14 protein-coding genes and 1 pseudogene are annotated in these 13,845 nt (G+C 74.1%); 12 read left to right on the top strand and 3 right to left on the bottom strand.

Features of this window, described 5'->3' with window-relative positions; genetic code table 11:
* Positions 1 to 64: 64 nt before the first annotated feature.
* Complete coding sequence (locus A3CO_RS0113425) at positions 65 to 295, bottom strand: heavy-metal-associated domain-containing protein (protein WP_018332764.1); 231 nt, start codon at positions 293 to 295, stop codon at positions 65 to 67.
* A 191-nt stretch (positions 296 to 486) separates the two neighbouring features.
* On the opposite strand from A3CO_RS0113425, the gene A3CO_RS0113420 reads away from it, so the two are divergent.
* Together A3CO_RS0113420 and A3CO_RS0113415 are read left to right on the top strand one after the other, a co-directional pair.
* Positions 487 to 1,077 carry a type 1 glutamine amidotransferase domain-containing protein gene (locus A3CO_RS0113420; RefSeq protein WP_018332763.1) on the top strand — a complete coding sequence of 197 codons (591 nt, stop codon included), beginning with the start codon at positions 487 to 489 and terminating at the stop codon, positions 1,075 to 1,077.
* A gap of 66 nt (positions 1,078 to 1,143) precedes the next feature.
* Positions 1,144 to 2,259, top strand: coding sequence for an NHL repeat-containing protein (locus tag A3CO_RS0113415; RefSeq protein ID WP_018332762.1), 1,116 nt, complete (start codon positions 1,144 to 1,146; stop codon positions 2,257 to 2,259).
* Positions 2,260 to 2,310: 51 nt separating this feature from the next.
* On the opposite strand, the gene A3CO_RS32070 is transcribed toward A3CO_RS0113415, so the two are convergent.
* Positions 2,311 to 3,516, bottom strand: a complete 1,206-nt coding sequence (locus tag A3CO_RS32070) for an MGDG synthase family glycosyltransferase (RefSeq protein ID WP_018332761.1) — start codon at positions 3,514 to 3,516, stop codon at positions 2,311 to 2,313.
* 247 nt (positions 3,517 to 3,763) lie between these two features.
* Between A3CO_RS32070 and A3CO_RS32065 the strand changes: the two genes are divergently transcribed.
* The 3 genes from A3CO_RS32065 to A3CO_RS32060 all read left to right on the top strand — a co-directional run bounded on the left by A3CO_RS32065 (position 3,764) and on the right by A3CO_RS32060 (position 6,422).
* The gene (locus A3CO_RS32065; protein WP_084681845.1) at positions 3,764 to 4,975 is read left to right on the top strand and encodes an MGDG synthase family glycosyltransferase; all 1,212 of its coding nucleotides are present in this window, start codon (positions 3,764 to 3,766) and stop codon (positions 4,973 to 4,975) included.
* Entirely contained in the window at positions 4,972 to 5,865 is an 894-nt protein-coding gene (locus tag A3CO_RS0113395) for a DMT family transporter (protein WP_018332758.1), read from the top strand. Before A3CO_RS32065 ends, A3CO_RS0113395 begins: the two co-directional genes overlap by 4 nt.
* Before the next feature lie 140 nt (positions 5,866 to 6,005).
* Positions 6,006 to 6,422, top strand: a complete 417-nt coding sequence (locus A3CO_RS32060) for a VOC family protein (RefSeq protein ID WP_018332756.1) — start codon at positions 6,006 to 6,008, stop codon at positions 6,420 to 6,422.
* A gap of 15 nt (positions 6,423 to 6,437) precedes the next feature.
* Here A3CO_RS32060 and A3CO_RS32055 read toward each other — a convergent pair whose 3' ends face one another.
* On the bottom strand, positions 6,438 to 7,049 hold the full coding sequence (locus tag A3CO_RS32055) for a TetR/AcrR family transcriptional regulator (RefSeq protein ID WP_018332755.1): 612 nt from the start codon (positions 7,047 to 7,049) through the stop codon (positions 6,438 to 6,440).
* Positions 7,050 to 7,162: 113 nt separating this feature from the next.
* Here A3CO_RS32055 and A3CO_RS0113375 point away from each other — a divergent pair, with 113 nt between their 5' ends.
* From A3CO_RS0113375 to A3CO_RS38080, 7 genes and pseudogenes are all read left to right on the top strand, one after another.
* Positions 7,163 to 8,680, top strand: coding sequence for a flavin-containing monooxygenase (locus tag A3CO_RS0113375; protein ID WP_018332754.1), 1,518 nt, complete (start codon positions 7,163 to 7,165; stop codon positions 8,678 to 8,680).
* On the top strand, positions 8,677 to 9,561 hold the full coding sequence (locus tag A3CO_RS0113370; RefSeq protein WP_018332753.1) for an SDR family oxidoreductase: 885 nt from the start codon (positions 8,677 to 8,679) through the stop codon (positions 9,559 to 9,561). Before A3CO_RS0113375 ends, A3CO_RS0113370 begins: the two co-directional genes overlap by 4 nt.
* 73 nt (positions 9,562 to 9,634) lie before the next feature.
* Positions 9,635 to 10,831: a cytochrome P450 family protein gene (locus A3CO_RS0113365; protein ID WP_018332752.1), complete on the top strand. Its 1,197-nt coding sequence runs from the start codon at positions 9,635 to 9,637 to the stop codon at positions 10,829 to 10,831.
* A 19-nt stretch (positions 10,832 to 10,850) separates the two neighbouring features.
* Positions 10,851 to 12,002: an Hsp70 family protein gene (locus A3CO_RS35825; RefSeq protein WP_018332751.1), complete on the top strand. Its 1,152-nt coding sequence runs from the start codon at positions 10,851 to 10,853 to the stop codon at positions 12,000 to 12,002.
* Positions 12,003 to 12,145: 143 nt separating this feature from the next.
* Complete coding sequence (locus tag A3CO_RS32045) at positions 12,146 to 13,003, top strand: DNA-formamidopyrimidine glycosylase family protein (RefSeq protein WP_018332750.1); 858 nt, start codon at positions 12,146 to 12,148, stop codon at positions 13,001 to 13,003.
* Positions 12,972 to 13,616 carry a DUF1707 SHOCT-like domain-containing protein gene (locus A3CO_RS0113350; protein WP_018332749.1) on the top strand — a complete coding sequence of 215 codons (645 nt, stop codon included), beginning with the start codon at positions 12,972 to 12,974 and terminating at the stop codon, positions 13,614 to 13,616. Before A3CO_RS32045 ends, A3CO_RS0113350 begins: the two co-directional genes overlap by 32 nt.
* Positions 13,617 to 13,741: 125 nt before the next feature.
* Positions 13,742 to 13,845 (top strand): annotated as a pseudogene (locus A3CO_RS38080) (IS481 family transposase); the annotation flags it as partial.

Raw genomic sequence — 13,845 nt, 5'->3', positions numbered from 1 at the left:
CCGGGCAGGCTCACGACCCCCCGGGCCTGCCGGCGTGCCCCTCGCGACGGGTCCGCGGAGCGGGCTACGAGGCGCGCACGTAGGCGTCGCGGTTCGGGACGTCGTAGCCCTGGTCCTCGATCGCCTCCACGACGGCGCCGAGCTGCAGCTCGTCGTCGTGCTCGACGTGGACCACGCGGTTCTCGAGGTCGACGTCGATGCCCTCGACGCCGTCGATCGGCGAGAGCGCGCCCTCGATCGCGGCACGGCAGTGGTCGCAGTGGATCTCGGGGACCGAGAGGGTCGTCGTGGCCATGGGGAAGTCCTTCCGCACATCTGGGTGGGTCCCCCGCGACGGTGCCACGCCCACCCGGGCGGCGTGGCGCCCACCCCGGGGGCGTTTCGCCGGGCGAGCGCCGGGGATCCCGGGCCTGTCCGTCGGCCGTCGCGCCGACCGTTACCCCCCGAGGGTATCCCACCTGCTGTTTCGAGGAGTGTCGCATCACCATGGCCACGTCCGACCGCCCGCTCGAGGGCCGCACCATCGGGTTCCTCGCCGCCAAGGAGGGCACCGAGCAGGTCGAGCTCACCGAGCCCTGGAAGGCCGTGGAGAACGCCGGCGGGACGCCGGTGCTGATCTCCGAGACCCCCGGCTCGATCCAGGCCTTCAACCACCTCGACCACGGCGACCGCTTCGACGTCGACGCCGTGGTGAGCCAGGTGAAGACCGACAACTACGACGGCTTCGTGCTGCCCGGCGGCGTCGCCAACCCCGACCTGCTGCGCACCATCCCGAACTTCGTGCGGCTCGTCGGTGAGGCGTTCGCCATCGGCCTGCCGGTCGCCGCGATCTGCCACGCCCCCTGGCTGCTCATCGAGGCCGACGTCGTCCGCGGGCGCCGGATGACCTCGTTCCCGAGCCTCGCCACCGACCTGCGCAACGCCGGGGCGGAGTGGGTCGACGAGGAGGTCGTCGTCGACGACCGGCTGATCACCAGCCGCAACCCCGACGACCTGCCGGCCTTCTGCGCCACGCTCGTCGAGGAGTTCGCCAGGGCGGAGAAGCGCGCCGAGAACCACGCCGCCGAGGTCCGCTAGATCTCTTCCCGACGACGGGTGCGCCGCACCCGTCGTCGGGAACGTGGGACGGGGTACAGAACGGACATGCCCCGCCGATGTCGCGCCCTGCTCCTCTCCGCCGTCGCCGCGAGCCTCACGCTCGCCGCGTGCGGCACCCAGACCCCGCAGGCCCCCGCCCCGTCGTCGTCCCCGACGTCCTCCCCGAACGTCGCCCCGACCACCGGGCTGCTGGTCCCCGGCGTACCCACCGAGGGCACGCGCCCCGACACCGCGAACCTCTCGCTCGCCGCGGAGCCCCAGTCGGCCCCGGTGCCCACCGTCGCCCCGCCCGGTCGTCAGGTGCAGGTCGGCTCGGCCCCCGAAGGCGTGGTGGTCGACCCGGTGACCCGCACGGTCGCGGTCGCCACCCGCAACCCGAACTCCCTGGTCCTGCTCGACGCCGACACGGGCGCGATCCGCACCCGCACGCCCCTGCCGGGGTTCGTCCGGCACCTGCAGCTCGCGGCGCCCGGCGGCCCGGTCCTCGTGCCCGTGGAGAGCGCCAACGCCCTCGTCCGGGTGAACCTGCCGGGCGGTCAGGCCGACCCGCCGCTGTTCGTCGGCACCGTCCCGCACGACGCCACGCAGGACCCGAACGGCACCGTCATGACCGCCGACGAGCTCGGCGGCACGGTCTCAGCGGTCCGCGGGGACCGGGTGGTGAAGATGTTCACCGACGCGGTGCAGCCCGCCGGCCTCGCCCCGGTCGGCGACCTCGTCGGGCTGATCGACGTCCGCAAGGACGACCTGACGATCTATGACGTGAACACGCTGACCATCGTCGGCAGCGCACCCGCCGGGGCCGGCCCGACCCACCTCGTCGCCGACCGCCACGGCCGCATGATCGCGACCGACACCCGCGGCAACCAGGTCCTGGTGTTCCAGCCGAACCCGAGCGGACCGCCGACCCAGGTCGGTGCCGTGCCGCAGCCCGGTGGCCCCTACGGGATCACCTACGACCCGGTGCGCGACCGGGTCTACGTGGCGTCGTCGGGCACCAACGAGGTCATCGGCTATGACATGACCACCCCGCAGCCCCGCGAGGTCGCCCGCGTCGCGACGGCGCAGGGGCCCTACACGCTGGGCGTGGACCCGACCTCGGGGCGGCTCTACATCGCGAGCGTGAACACGGGCGTCATCCAGATCGTCGACGCGCCGTAGGCCGCGGGGAGCAGGAGAGCGACCTCTCCTGCTCCCGGCGGACGGTGGCGGTCAGGAGGCCGCGGCCACCTGGGCGCGCTCGCCCGCGGCGCCGAGGACGATCTCCGCGACGTCGCCGTCGGGGTCGGTCGGCCACGGCGAGAGCGGCGAGGTCCGGGAGATGCCGTCGAGGACCTCGGCGAGCGCCTCCGGCGTGGTCGGCCACGGGGCGAGGCCCGCGTCGGCGAGCACCGTGGCGTTGGCCCGCCCGTGCCCGGGGATCGGGCAGTAGGTCACCGCGGGGAGGTTCGCGACGAGGGCCTCGGTCACCGAGAGCCCGCCCGCGTTGTGCAGCAGCACGTCGCAGGCGCCCATCAGCGCGGGCACGTCGTCACGCCAGCCCAGGGCGGTGACGCGGGGCATCGCGTCGAGTTCGGTGCGCAGCGTCGTGTTCCGGCCGCACAGCACGACGACGTGCGTGGCCGGGTTGGTCAGGGCCGCCGACACCAGCGACGGCACGTCCCCCAGCCCCAGCGAACCGGCGCTGATCAGCACCGCGGTCTCGTCGTCCCCCAGGCCCAGCTCACGACGGGTCTCGGCACGATCGGCGTCGGTGTGCGCGCGGGAGAACGCGGGCCCGACGAGCGGACCGGCGGGACGCACGTCGACCCCGTACATCGCGTCGGCGGCCGCCGCGCACGCGCTGGTGACCGACAGGTGGGTGTCGACACCGGGGTGCAGCCACATGCGGTGCGGCGCGGGATCGGTCAGATAGCTGATCACCGGCACCCCGATGCGGCCGGCGGCCCGCATCCGGCCGAGGGTCTGGCAGGAGAGCGGGAACGTGGACACCACGACGTCGGCGTCCCGCGTCCACCGGCGCACCGTGCGCTCGGAGAACGTGAGGAACGTCAGGATGATCCCGCGGACGTCCCAGCGGTGCTCCAGCGCATAGAACAGCCAGTCGAAGAACCGCGGCATCCGGTTGACGGTGAAGCCGTAGCCGTCGCCGATGATGACCTGCCCGTAGCGCGGGAGCGCGTCGAGGTAGTCGTGCACGTCCACGACGGCCCCGCGCGCCCGCAGGCGCGCCGCGAGCTCGTAGGCCGCCCGGTCGTGGCCGGCGCCGACGCGCGCGGTGAGGACGACGACGCGGGGGGACCGGTCGGGCCGCGGCTCCTCGGTCGGGCGGGTGGTCCGCCGCAGGACCCGCAGGTGCCGGGTACGCAACGAGCGACCCCGGGTGCGGGTGGACCTCGGGGCGCCGAGTGCGGTCATCGGTCGGGGGGCTCCTCTCGGGCGTGACGACGGCCGACGGGCCGGGTCGTTCCGACCTGCAGACGATCGTCCGGGTGCCGTGACCCTCCCGTGAACCTACTGTGACCCACGGTGGACCTCGACGCGGGACTCATGATCGGCGCGTCCGGAGGACGGGCGATGAGGCGCGGGTGAAGCGTCGCGGAAGGACGCGTGTGGGATTGAACGGGAGCCGCCTCTCGTGTGAACAGCACACCCGGACGGGTGCGTGCCCCACGCGGTCGGGAGACTGGAGCGCGTGACGAGCCCGCCGATCGACCGCGCGCNGCGGCTGCTCATCGTCTCCGGCGAGATCGGTCAGGGGCACGCGGCCGTGGCCCACGCGGTGCAGACGATCGTCGCGCGCGACCGCCCGGACTGCGACATCCGGCTCGCCGAGGCCTTCGCCCGGATGGGCCACGGCTCCGGTCCGGTCTTCCGGTGGCTGTTCGAGTTCGCGGTGCAGTGGACCCCCGTGCTGCAGGAGGCCTGGTACGCCGCCGTCACGCGCTCCCGGCTGGTCCGGTGGTTCTACCGCGAGGTGATGGGCGCCTGGGTCGCCCGCGCCCTCGCCGCGGATCTCGAGGGGCCCCACGCGCGCCTGGCCGCGGACGGCGCGCCCGACGTCGTCGTCTCCACCCACCAGCTCGCGACGGCGGGGCTGGCCTGGCTGCGCCGCCGCGGGCGGCTCCAGGCCCGCGTCGTCGCGGCGATCTGCGACTTCGCCCCGCACGCCTACTGGACCTACCCGGGCGTCGACGAGTACCTCGTCCTCGACGACCTCGCCGCCGCCCCGACCCGGGTCATGGACCCGGGCGCCGGGGTCACGGTCCGCTCCGCGCTCGTGGGTGCGCCCTTCGGCCCCGTACCCGCCGAGGAGGCCCGCGCGGCCCGCGCCCGCCTCGACCTCCCGGCCGACGCGCTCGTCGTCGTCGTGACGGCGGGCTCGCTCGGCCTCGGCGGCGTGACGGCCGCGGTGAAGGCCGCGCTCGCCGCCGACCCGCGCTGCCACGTCGTCGCGCTGTGCGGCCGCGACGACCGGGCCCGGCGCCGACTCCGCGCGCTCGAGGACCGGGTGGGTTCCGGGCGGCTGCGGGTACCCGGCTGGGTGGACGACGTGCCGACCCTGCTCGCGGCGGCCGACGTCGTCGTCAACAACTCCGGCGGTGCGACCGCGCAGGAGGCCCTGGCCTGCGGCCGGACGCTGGTGCTCTACCAGCCGCTGCCGGGCCACGGCCGTGACTCCGCGCGGCTGCTCGGACGCGCCGGCCTCGCGCACACCTGCCGTCGACCGCGGGAGCTGACCCGGCTGCTGCAGGGCTGGCTCGCGGAGCCGGCCGCCCTCGACGCGGCCCACGCGCGCGCCGCCGCCTGGTCGCGGCGGCAGGCCGGGGTGGACCTCGCCGCCGTCCTCAAGCTGCCGACGGTGGAGATGCCGTGACCGCCGCGATCGCCCTGCTCGCCGCCCTCGTCGGCGCCGCGGGCATCTCCACCGGCACCGTGCTCCAGCAGCGCGCCGGGCAGGAGATCGAGGAGCCGGGATCGACCCGGGAACTGCTCGCCCGCGTGCTGCGCCGCCGCCGGTGGTGGGCGGGACAGGCGGTGATCGCGATCGGGTTCGGGTCGTACGCCTACGCCCTGCACGTCGGGCCCGTGGCGCTCGTGCAGCCCGTGCTCGTCACGGGCCTCGTGTTCGGCACGATCGCCTCCGCGGCCCTCGCCGGACGTCGGCTGGACCGGCGGCTGCTCGGCGCGTCGGTCGTGTGCGTGCTCGGGCTCGCGGCGTTCCTCACCATCGCGCACCCGCAGGGACCCGCCGTCCTGCCGTCCCCCGCCGTCACCCCGCTCGTCGTGGTCGGGCTGCTCGCCGGGCTCGTGGGCCTGCTGGGCCTGCGCGGCGACGGCTGGTCCGAGCCGCTGCGCGCCGCGCTGCTCGCCCTGGCCACCGGCGGGTTCTACGGCCTGACCGCCACGCTGTTCGCCACCGCGCTCGCGTCCTCGGACCTGGTCACCGCCGTGGTCTCCTGGCCGTTCGCGTTCGCCCTGGTCACCTCGCTGTGCGGCTGGACGTTCTCGCAGCGCGCGCTGCACCTCGGGCGCCTCAACGCCCCCGTGAACGCCGTCATCGGCACCACCGACCCGGCCGTCGCGGTGACGCTCGGCGTCCTGGTCCTGGGCGAGTGGGTGCGGACGACGCCGCTGGCCCTCGCCGGCGAGGTCGTGGCCGCTGCGGTCGTGATCGCGGGCACCGTCGCGATCACCCGCCAGAGCGCGGCGCTGCTGCGCACCGACGACACGGATGTGGCCGACCGCCAGCCGGTCTGGGGCTGATCATGTCCTGGGACACCGTCAACGCCGTCCTCCCGACGATGCTCATCATGATCGGGTGCACGGTGCTGGCGGTGCTGTTCGCCCGGGACCGGTAGTCGCCCCGCCCCGGGGCCCGCGCCGTCGACATCGGCCAGGGTGACGTGCCGTGGACGGTGCTCGCCGATCCCGCAGGCGAGCCCTTCTGCGTGATGGAGTCCCGCGAGGCGTACCGAGACACCGGTCCGATCGCCGCCCTGCCGCTCGACAGCGCCGACCCGGAGCGCGACGCGGCGTTCTGGGCCGCCGTCACGGGCTGGGTGCCGGCGACCGGCACGCCGGGCCTCGTGAGCCTGCGCCACCCGTCCGGGGTCGGACCGCTGCTCGAGCTCTGCCCGGAGCCCGCGCCGAAACAGGGGAAGAACCGCCTGCACCTCGACGTGCGCGCCGAGCGCTCCGACGGCGACCCCGCACCGCGGGTGCTCGACCTCGGCGCCCGGCTCGTCGAGGACCCGGACCTGCCGTGGACGGTGTGGGCCGACCCGTCGGGCAACGAGTTCTGCATCCTCGGCGCCCGCTGACCCGGGCGTCCCGGACTACCGGTCGAGGACGGCCACGCCCAGCTCGGTCACCGTGTCGCCGAGCGCCAGGATGGCCCCGGCCATCGCCTCGGCCGGGACGTCCGGTGATTCGACGGCCTCCAGCACCAGTTCGTTGATGCCGCCGACCAGCGCCTGGGCCACCCCGCCGGACAGCTCCCGGCCACCGGCCGCCGCGAGGGCGACGAGACCGTCGGCGAACCGACGCATCACCTCGCGGCGCACGGCGAGTCCGGCCGGACCGGCGGAACCGACCTCGGTGAGCATCGCGCGCGTCAGGAGCGGGTGCTCGGCCATCGCGGCGAGGTAGGCACCGGTGACCCCGGCGATCTCCTCGCGGACCGGCCGTCCGGTGCCGACCGTCGACGCGGCGGCCTCCGCGATGCGGTGCAGCGGGGCCTCGGCGACGACGCGGTAGGTGGCGAGCAGGCACTCCTCGCGGTCGGCGAAGTGCTGGTAGAAGGTCCGCTTCGACACGCGGGCGCGGGCGACGACGTCGGTGACGGTCACGCTCGCGTAGCCCTGCTCGGCGAGGAGCTCGCCCATCGCGGCGATGAGCCGGTCGCGGTGGTCCGAGCCCGGCGAGGTCCCGGTCCGGATGGCGGCCACGACCGGGTGCTCCCCGGCTCTCGTGTGCGCGCTCACAGTCACTGGCCTATGGTACCAGCTCGTACCATCCTCCCGAGGAGCACGGTACGTCGCCGTACCAAGGGAGGGCACCCGTGACCACCGAAGCCGCACCACCCGTCGTCGGGAACGAGACCGACGTCCCGCACCTGTCCGTGGCCATCGTCGGCAACGGGTTCTCCGGGCTGGGCACCGCGATCCGGCTGCGCCAGGCCGGCGTCGAGGACTTCCTGGTCTTCGAGCGCCACGGCGACGTCGGCGGGACCTGGCGGGACAACTCGTACCCGGGCTGCGCGTGCGACGTGCCGAGCCACCTGTACTCGTTCTCGTTCGCCCCGAACCCGGACTGGAGCCACGCGTTCTCCCCGCAGCCGGAGATCCACGCGTACCTGCAGCGGATCCACCGCGAGTACGGCATCGAGCGGTTCACGCGGAACCACCACGAGGTGACCGACGCCCGCTGGTCGGACGAGACGCAGCGCTGGACCGTGACGACCACGCAGGGCACGTGGACCGCGGACGCGCTCGTGCTCGGCAGCGGCGCGCTGTCCGACCCGTCGTTCCCCGACGTGCCGGGGCTCGACGCCTTCGAGGGCGAGGTCTTCCACTCCGCCACCTGGCGCCACGACCTCGACCTGCGGGGCCGCCGCGTGGCCGTCATCGGCACCGGAGCCTCGGCGATCCAGTTCGTGCCGGAGATCGCGCCCGTCGTCGGGCACATGACGGTCTTCCAGCGCACGCCCCCGTGGATCATGCCGCGGCGTGACCGCCGGATCACCGGGGTCGAGAAGTGGCTCTTCCGCCGCTTCCCGGCGCTGCAGAAGCTGAACCGCGAGGCCATCTACTGGGGCCGCGAGACGTTCGTGCTCGGGTTCAAGGACCCACAGCGCATGGCGAAGGCCGCGAAGCTCGCCGAGAAGCACATGCGCACCCAGGTCACCGACCCGGAGCTGCGCGAGAAGATCACGCCGAGCTACTCGATGGGCTGCAAGCGCATCCTGCTGTCCAACACCTACCTGCCGGCCCTGGACCGCCCGAACGTCGAGGTGGTGACCGAGAAGATCACCGAGGTGCGGCCGCACGCCGTCGTCACCGCGGACGGCGTCGAGCACGAGGTCGACGCGATCATCGCCGGCACCGGCTTCGCCATCAGCGACCTGCCGATCAGCCACCGGGTGTTCGGCCGCGACGGCCGCAGCCTCGCCGAGCACTGGGGCGACACGATGTTCGCCCACAACGGCACCATGATCAACGGCTTCCCGAACCTGTTCACGCTGCTCGGACCCAACACCGGCCTCGGCCACAACTCGGTCGTGTTCATGATCGAGTCACAGATCAACCTGGTGATGGACGTGCTGCGCCGGCTGCGCACCCGTTCGGTCGGGGCGGTCGAGCCGCGGCAGGACGTGCAGGACCGCTTCGTCGCCGAGATGCAGCGGCTCACCGAGGGCACGGTGTGGACCGACGGCGGCTGCCGGTCGTGGTACCTCGACGGGCACGGGAACAACTCGGCACTCTGGCCGACGTTCACAATGCCGTTCCACCGGCGCCTCAAGCACATGAAGACCGACGAGTACGTCCTGCACCCCCGACGCATCCTGGAGCGTTCGTGACCTACGACATCACCGGCCGAGTCCTCTTCATCACCGGCGCCGCCCGCGGCATCGGCGAGGCCGTCGCCCGCGCCGCCGCCGCGAAGGGGGCGCGCGTGGCCCTCGTCGGGCTGGAGTCCGAGCGCCTCGAGCGGATCGCGGGCGAGCTCGGCCCGCAGCACACGTGGGCGTCCTGCGACGTCACCGACCAGTCCTCGCTCGACGCCGCGGTGAAGCACACCGTCGCCGAGCTCGGCGGGATCGACGTGGTCATCGCCAACGCGGGCATCGCCAACCACGGCACCGTCGCGGAGTCGCCCGCGGACGTCGTCGCCCGCGTCATGGAGGTCAACCTCATCGGGGTCTCGCGGACGGTGTCCGCGACGATCGCCGAGGTGGAGAAGCGGCGCGGCTACTATCTGCTCGTCTCCTCGCTCGCGGCGTTCACCGCGCTGCCCGGCATGGCCGCGTACTGCGGGTCGAAGGCCGGCGTCGAGAACTACGGCAACGCCCTGCGCTTCGAGCTCGCCCACCGCGGCATCGGCGTCGGCACCGCGCACATGGGGTGGATCGACACCGACCTCGTGCGCGACGTGAAGGCCGACTCCTCGACGTTCGAGGACACGCTGCGCAAGCTCCCGCCGCCCCTGGGCAGCATCGCCACGGTCGACGAGTGCGTCGCGGGCTTCCTCGAGGGCATCGCGAAGCGCAAGCGGCGGGTCTTCGTCCCGAAGTCGGTCGGCCTGCTCGCGGGGCTGCGCCCGATCACGTTCTCCTGGCTCGGCGACCTCCCGGTCATGGCCCAGGCGAAGAAGATGGTGCCGCAGCTCGAGGCCCAGTTCCGCAAGACCGGCCGGGCATTCGGGCGTACGTCGGTCGGCATGGGTGAGCCGAAGGGCTGAACCCGCTGGCTTCATTGAACGAACCCTCACCGAAGTCACGGGGAGGGCACACCGGGGCGGGCAGACTCCGCCCGTGACCGATCTCGCGACCGGACCCGTCTTCATCGACGCCTACTGGGCGGATCCCTACGGCACGCTCTCGCGCCTGCGCGAGATCGCGCCGGTCCGGGAGGTCGACCTTCCCGACGGCGGGTCCACGTGGCTGATCACGCGCTACGCCGACGTGCGCGCGGCGTTCGTCGATCCCCGCCTGGCCAAGGACTTCCGCTCCACCATGCCGCCGGAGCAGCGGCCCGCGGAGCCGCTGATCCCGGGCCCGGCGGGGCACATGCTGCTGCTCAACGACCCGCCGGTGCACACGCGGCTGCGCAAGCTCGTGGTCTCGACCTTCACCGTGCGCCGGATCGCGGCGCTGCGGCCCGCCATCGAGCAGATCGCCGCCACGCTGCTCGACCGGGCCGCGGAGGTCGGCGAGGTCGATCTCGTCAACGACTACGCCGTGCCGCTGCCGATGCAGGTGATCTGCGAGCTGCTCGGGGTCCCGCTCGACGACCGCGACGCCTTCGCGCTCTGGTCGCGCACGATGATCGACGACACGTCGCAGCCGGAGAAGCACCAGGCGCAGGCCAGTCTCACCGCCTACCTCTCCGAGCTGGTCGCGGCGAAGCGGGACGCGCCCGACGAGGCCCTGCTCTCCGCCCTGACCCGGGCCTCGGAGGACGGCGACGCGCTGTCCCACGACGAGATCGTGGCCATGGGCATGATCCTGCTGATCGCGGGGCACGAGACCACCTCGAACCTCATCGTCAACAGCGTCCACGCGATCCTGCGCGACGACGCCCTGCGGGAGCGGGTGCTCGCCGCGGACTCCCTCACGCCCGTCGTCGAGGAGTTCCTGCGCTGGACCTCGCCCGTCGCCAACGCCCCGCTGCGCTTCGCCACCGAGGACATCGCGATGGACGGCGTGACGATCCCGCGCGGCGCCCTCGTGACGCTGTCGGTGGCGGCGGCCAACCGGGACCCCGCCCGGTTCGACGCCCCCGAGCTGCACGACGACGGGCGCGACCTCACCGGTCACGTCGCCTTCGGCCACGGCATCCACTTCTGCCTGGGGGCGTCCCTCGCCCGGCTGGAGGGCGAGATCGCGCTCACCGCGCTGTTCCACCGGTTCCCCCACCTCGCGCCCGCCGTGCCGCTCGACGAGATCGTCTACCGCCACAGCATGTTGATCCACGCGCTCGCGGCGCTTCCGGTACGGCTGTCGCCGTAGGTCCTGACACACTGCGCCCATGGGCGAGGCGCGGTGGGTGCTGGCCGTGGACCACGGCACCTCGACGACGTCGGGAGCGGTCGCCGACGTCGATCCCGACGACGGGTGGACCCGGGTCTCGACGGTCGCCGTCGACGGCGCCGCGGAACTGCCCTCCGTGGTCCTGTCCCGCAGCGACGGGGTCGTCCTCGCGGGCCGTCCGGCCCTCGACGCCGCCCACGCCGACCCGCAGGCCGCCGTGCTGCGCGCCCGCGACTACCTCGGCGCGGCGACCGGCGGCCGCGACGACGCCCTGCTCGCCACCTGGCCGCGGCCGACCACCGCGGTGAACGTGGCCACGGCGCTCATCGCCCGCGTGCTGCAGGCCGAGAGCGGCCGTCGGGGCAGCGCGCCGACGGTGCTCGCGCTCGTCCACCCGCCGTCGTGGACGGACCCGGCCACCGGGCGGGCCGCGCTGACCGCGGCGGGCCGGTCGGCGCTGCGGGCCGTCGAGGGCGCCGTCGACACCGAGGTGGCGCTCGTGCCCGCGCCCGTCGCCGCGGCGGTGCGGCTCGGCGGGAGCGGACCCGTCGTCGTGGTGGACCTGGGCGGCGGCGGCACCGAGATCGCGGTGGTCGACCGCAGCGAGGGCGAGCACGGCACCACCGCGGCGGTGCTGCGCCCGGGCACCCGGACCGTCGACGTCGGCGCCGAGTCACTCGACGACGCGCTCACCCAGCTCGTCCTCGACCGGGCCCGCCCCGAGCTCGCGGACCGCATCCGCTTCTCCGCCGACCCGGACGCCCACCGCGCCTGGTTCTGGCTGCGCCGCGGCGTCCACGACGCGAAGGCCCGCCTCGGCAGCGACGGCGTCGTGGACATCGCCGTCCCCGTCCTCCCGCCCGAGAACCCGGGCCCCGGCACCGTCCGGATCACCCACGCCGACCTCGGCCCCCTCTTCGCCCCGGCCCTCGAGCAGGTGGGCGCGGCGACCCTCGACCTGCTGGGGGACGACCGCGCTCCCCTGCTCGTCCGCGGCGGGATCGCGGCCCTGCCGGGTGTCCGGGACTGGCTGGCCGCCCGCACCGGATGCGCGCTCGCCGGGGTCGAGGACCCGGGCGCGACGTCGTCGACCGGGCTCGTCTGCGGGGCCGCGGCCTGGGCGGCCGACCGGGCGGCGCTGGGCCGCTGAGCACCTCCCGGTGCCAGCAATGCGTCACTGCTTGCACCGGACGCCAGGAAGACCACATCGTCGACGCGCCCGCCCACGGTGCCGGATCTCCTGCCACTGGGTGCAAGCAGTGACGCATTGCCGGCACGGGTACACCCGATCCCATGGAGGGCGACGCCGTGCACCGGGCGGCCGCGCGGCTGAGCACGCTCGCCGGCGCGACGGTGACCCGCGCGGAGTTCCGCAACCACCTCGCGGGCGCCGACCTGCGGGGGGCCGTTCTCGAGGCGACGAAGGCCCACGGCAAGCACCTGCTCACCCGCTTCGCCGACGGGCGCACGCTGCACTCGCACCTGCGCATGGACGGCTCCTGGACGATCGTCCGCAAGCACCGCCCCGACGGACGGCCGGCCCTCCCCCGCCACCTCCTGCCGAACCTTCGGGTCGCGATCACGCTCAACGACGGCCGCAGCCTCGTCGGGCTCGGCGTGCCGGTGACCGACCTGCTCCTCACCCGCGACGAGCACCGGGTCGTCGGCCATCTCGGACCCGACGTCCTCGCCGGGCAGCCGACCGCGACCCAGGAGCACTTCGACCTCGACGAGGCCCTCGCCCGGCTGGGGCGCGACCCGGCCCGGCACGTCGTCGAGACCCTCCTCGACCAGCGCGGCGTCGCCGGCTTCGGCAACCTCTGGGCCGTCGAGCTGTGCTTCCTGCGCGGGCTGGACCCCTGGCGGCCGGTCGGTGACGTCGAGCTCGAGCCGCTGCTCGCGCTCGGCCGGCGGATGATCCGGCACTCGCTCGAGCACGACACCGGGATGACGACGACCGGGGTGAAGCGCAAGGGCCAGAACCACTGGGTGACCGGGCGGTCGAACCGTCCCTGCTACCGCTGCGGCACGCTCGTCCGGTTCCGGCCCGCGACCGGGGCGCCCTACGCGCGCGAAGTGTGGTGGTGCCCGTCGTGCCAGCCGCGTCAGGATGAGCGGCGTGGAACACCAGCCCGAACCGCGGATCGGTGACCGGGAGCGTCGCGAGGTCGACGAGCGCCTGCGCCGCGCCCAGGACGACGGCATGATCACGCTCGCCGAGTACGACGAACGGGCCCGGGCCTGCTATGCCGCCCGCTTCCGCAGCGAGCTCGAGCCCCTCACCGCCGACCTTCCCGACGAGGGCCCGTCCCCGGCCCCGCCGCCCGAGCCGGCCACCGTCGTCGCCGACCCGTCGTGGCACGACGACACCAGGACCCCCGAGCGGCGGGGACGTCGGCGGGGGTTCCGCGGGCTGCTGGTGGCCGTCGTCATCGGGGTCGCGGCGGTCGTGGCGCCGGGGGTGCTGTCGACGCAGGACGCGGCGGTGTTCGGCAGCAAGGTGGTCCAGGTGGCGCCCGGGCAGGGCGACATCCAGGTCGGGGTGCTGTTCGGCTCGACGAAGGTGGTGGTCCCCGACGGCACACAGACCACCACCGCCGGCACCACGATCTTCGGGTCCACGAACTGCAGGCAGGCCTGCGCCCCCGAACCGCCCGGTGCCCCGCAGCTGCAGGTCAGCGGCCGCGGCGCGTTCGGCAGCATCGAGGTGCTCACCGCCACCGAGTACGCGCAGGACCAGCAGCGCCACGCCCGGGACGACTAGGTGTACTGACCGGACACGTTGGTTGAACCGGTGTGACGACACGGTCTGAATGATCTTGAGGGGAGGACCTCTCGGGAGTGCTGTGGAGCTGTCTGACGGCACCCATCACCACCGGGAGGTCCTCCGTGGCCCACGCTAACGCGGCACTGACCCCGCGCAGCCGATTGAAGCTCGCGCGTCTGATCGTCGAGCAGAACTGGCCGATCGCCGCGGCCGCGATCCGCTTCCA

This window comes from Actinomycetospora chiangmaiensis DSM 45062 (assembly GCF_000379625.1).
Taxonomy (GTDB): Bacteria; Actinomycetota; Actinomycetes; order Mycobacteriales; family Pseudonocardiaceae; genus Actinomycetospora; species Actinomycetospora chiangmaiensis.
Note: the sequence above shows the minus strand (reverse complement) of the source record. Positions and strands in the feature narration are given on the sequence as shown.

Excerpts from the sequence above, each read along its gene's own strand:
- A3CO_RS0113425 (WP_018332764.1), bottom strand. The coding sequence starts at position 295 with ATGGCCACGACGACCCTCTCGGTCCCCGAGATCCACTGCGACCACTGC.
- A3CO_RS0113420 (WP_018332763.1), top strand. The coding sequence starts at position 487 with ATGGCCACGTCCGACCGCCCGCTCGAGGGCCGCACCATCGGGTTCCTC.
- A3CO_RS0113415 (WP_018332762.1), top strand. The coding sequence starts at position 1,144 with ATGCCCCGCCGATGTCGCGCCCTGCTCCTCTCCGCCGTCGCCGCGAGC.
- A3CO_RS32070 (WP_018332761.1), bottom strand. The coding sequence starts at position 3,516 with ATGACCGCACTCGGCGCCCCGAGGTCCACCCGCACCCGGGGTCGCTCG.
- A3CO_RS35825 (WP_018332751.1), top strand. The coding sequence starts at position 10,851 with ATGGGCGAGGCGCGGTGGGTGCTGGCCGTGGACCACGGCACCTCGACG.
- A3CO_RS32045 (WP_018332750.1), top strand. The coding sequence starts at position 12,146 with ATGGAGGGCGACGCCGTGCACCGGGCGGCCGCGCGGCTGAGCACGCTC.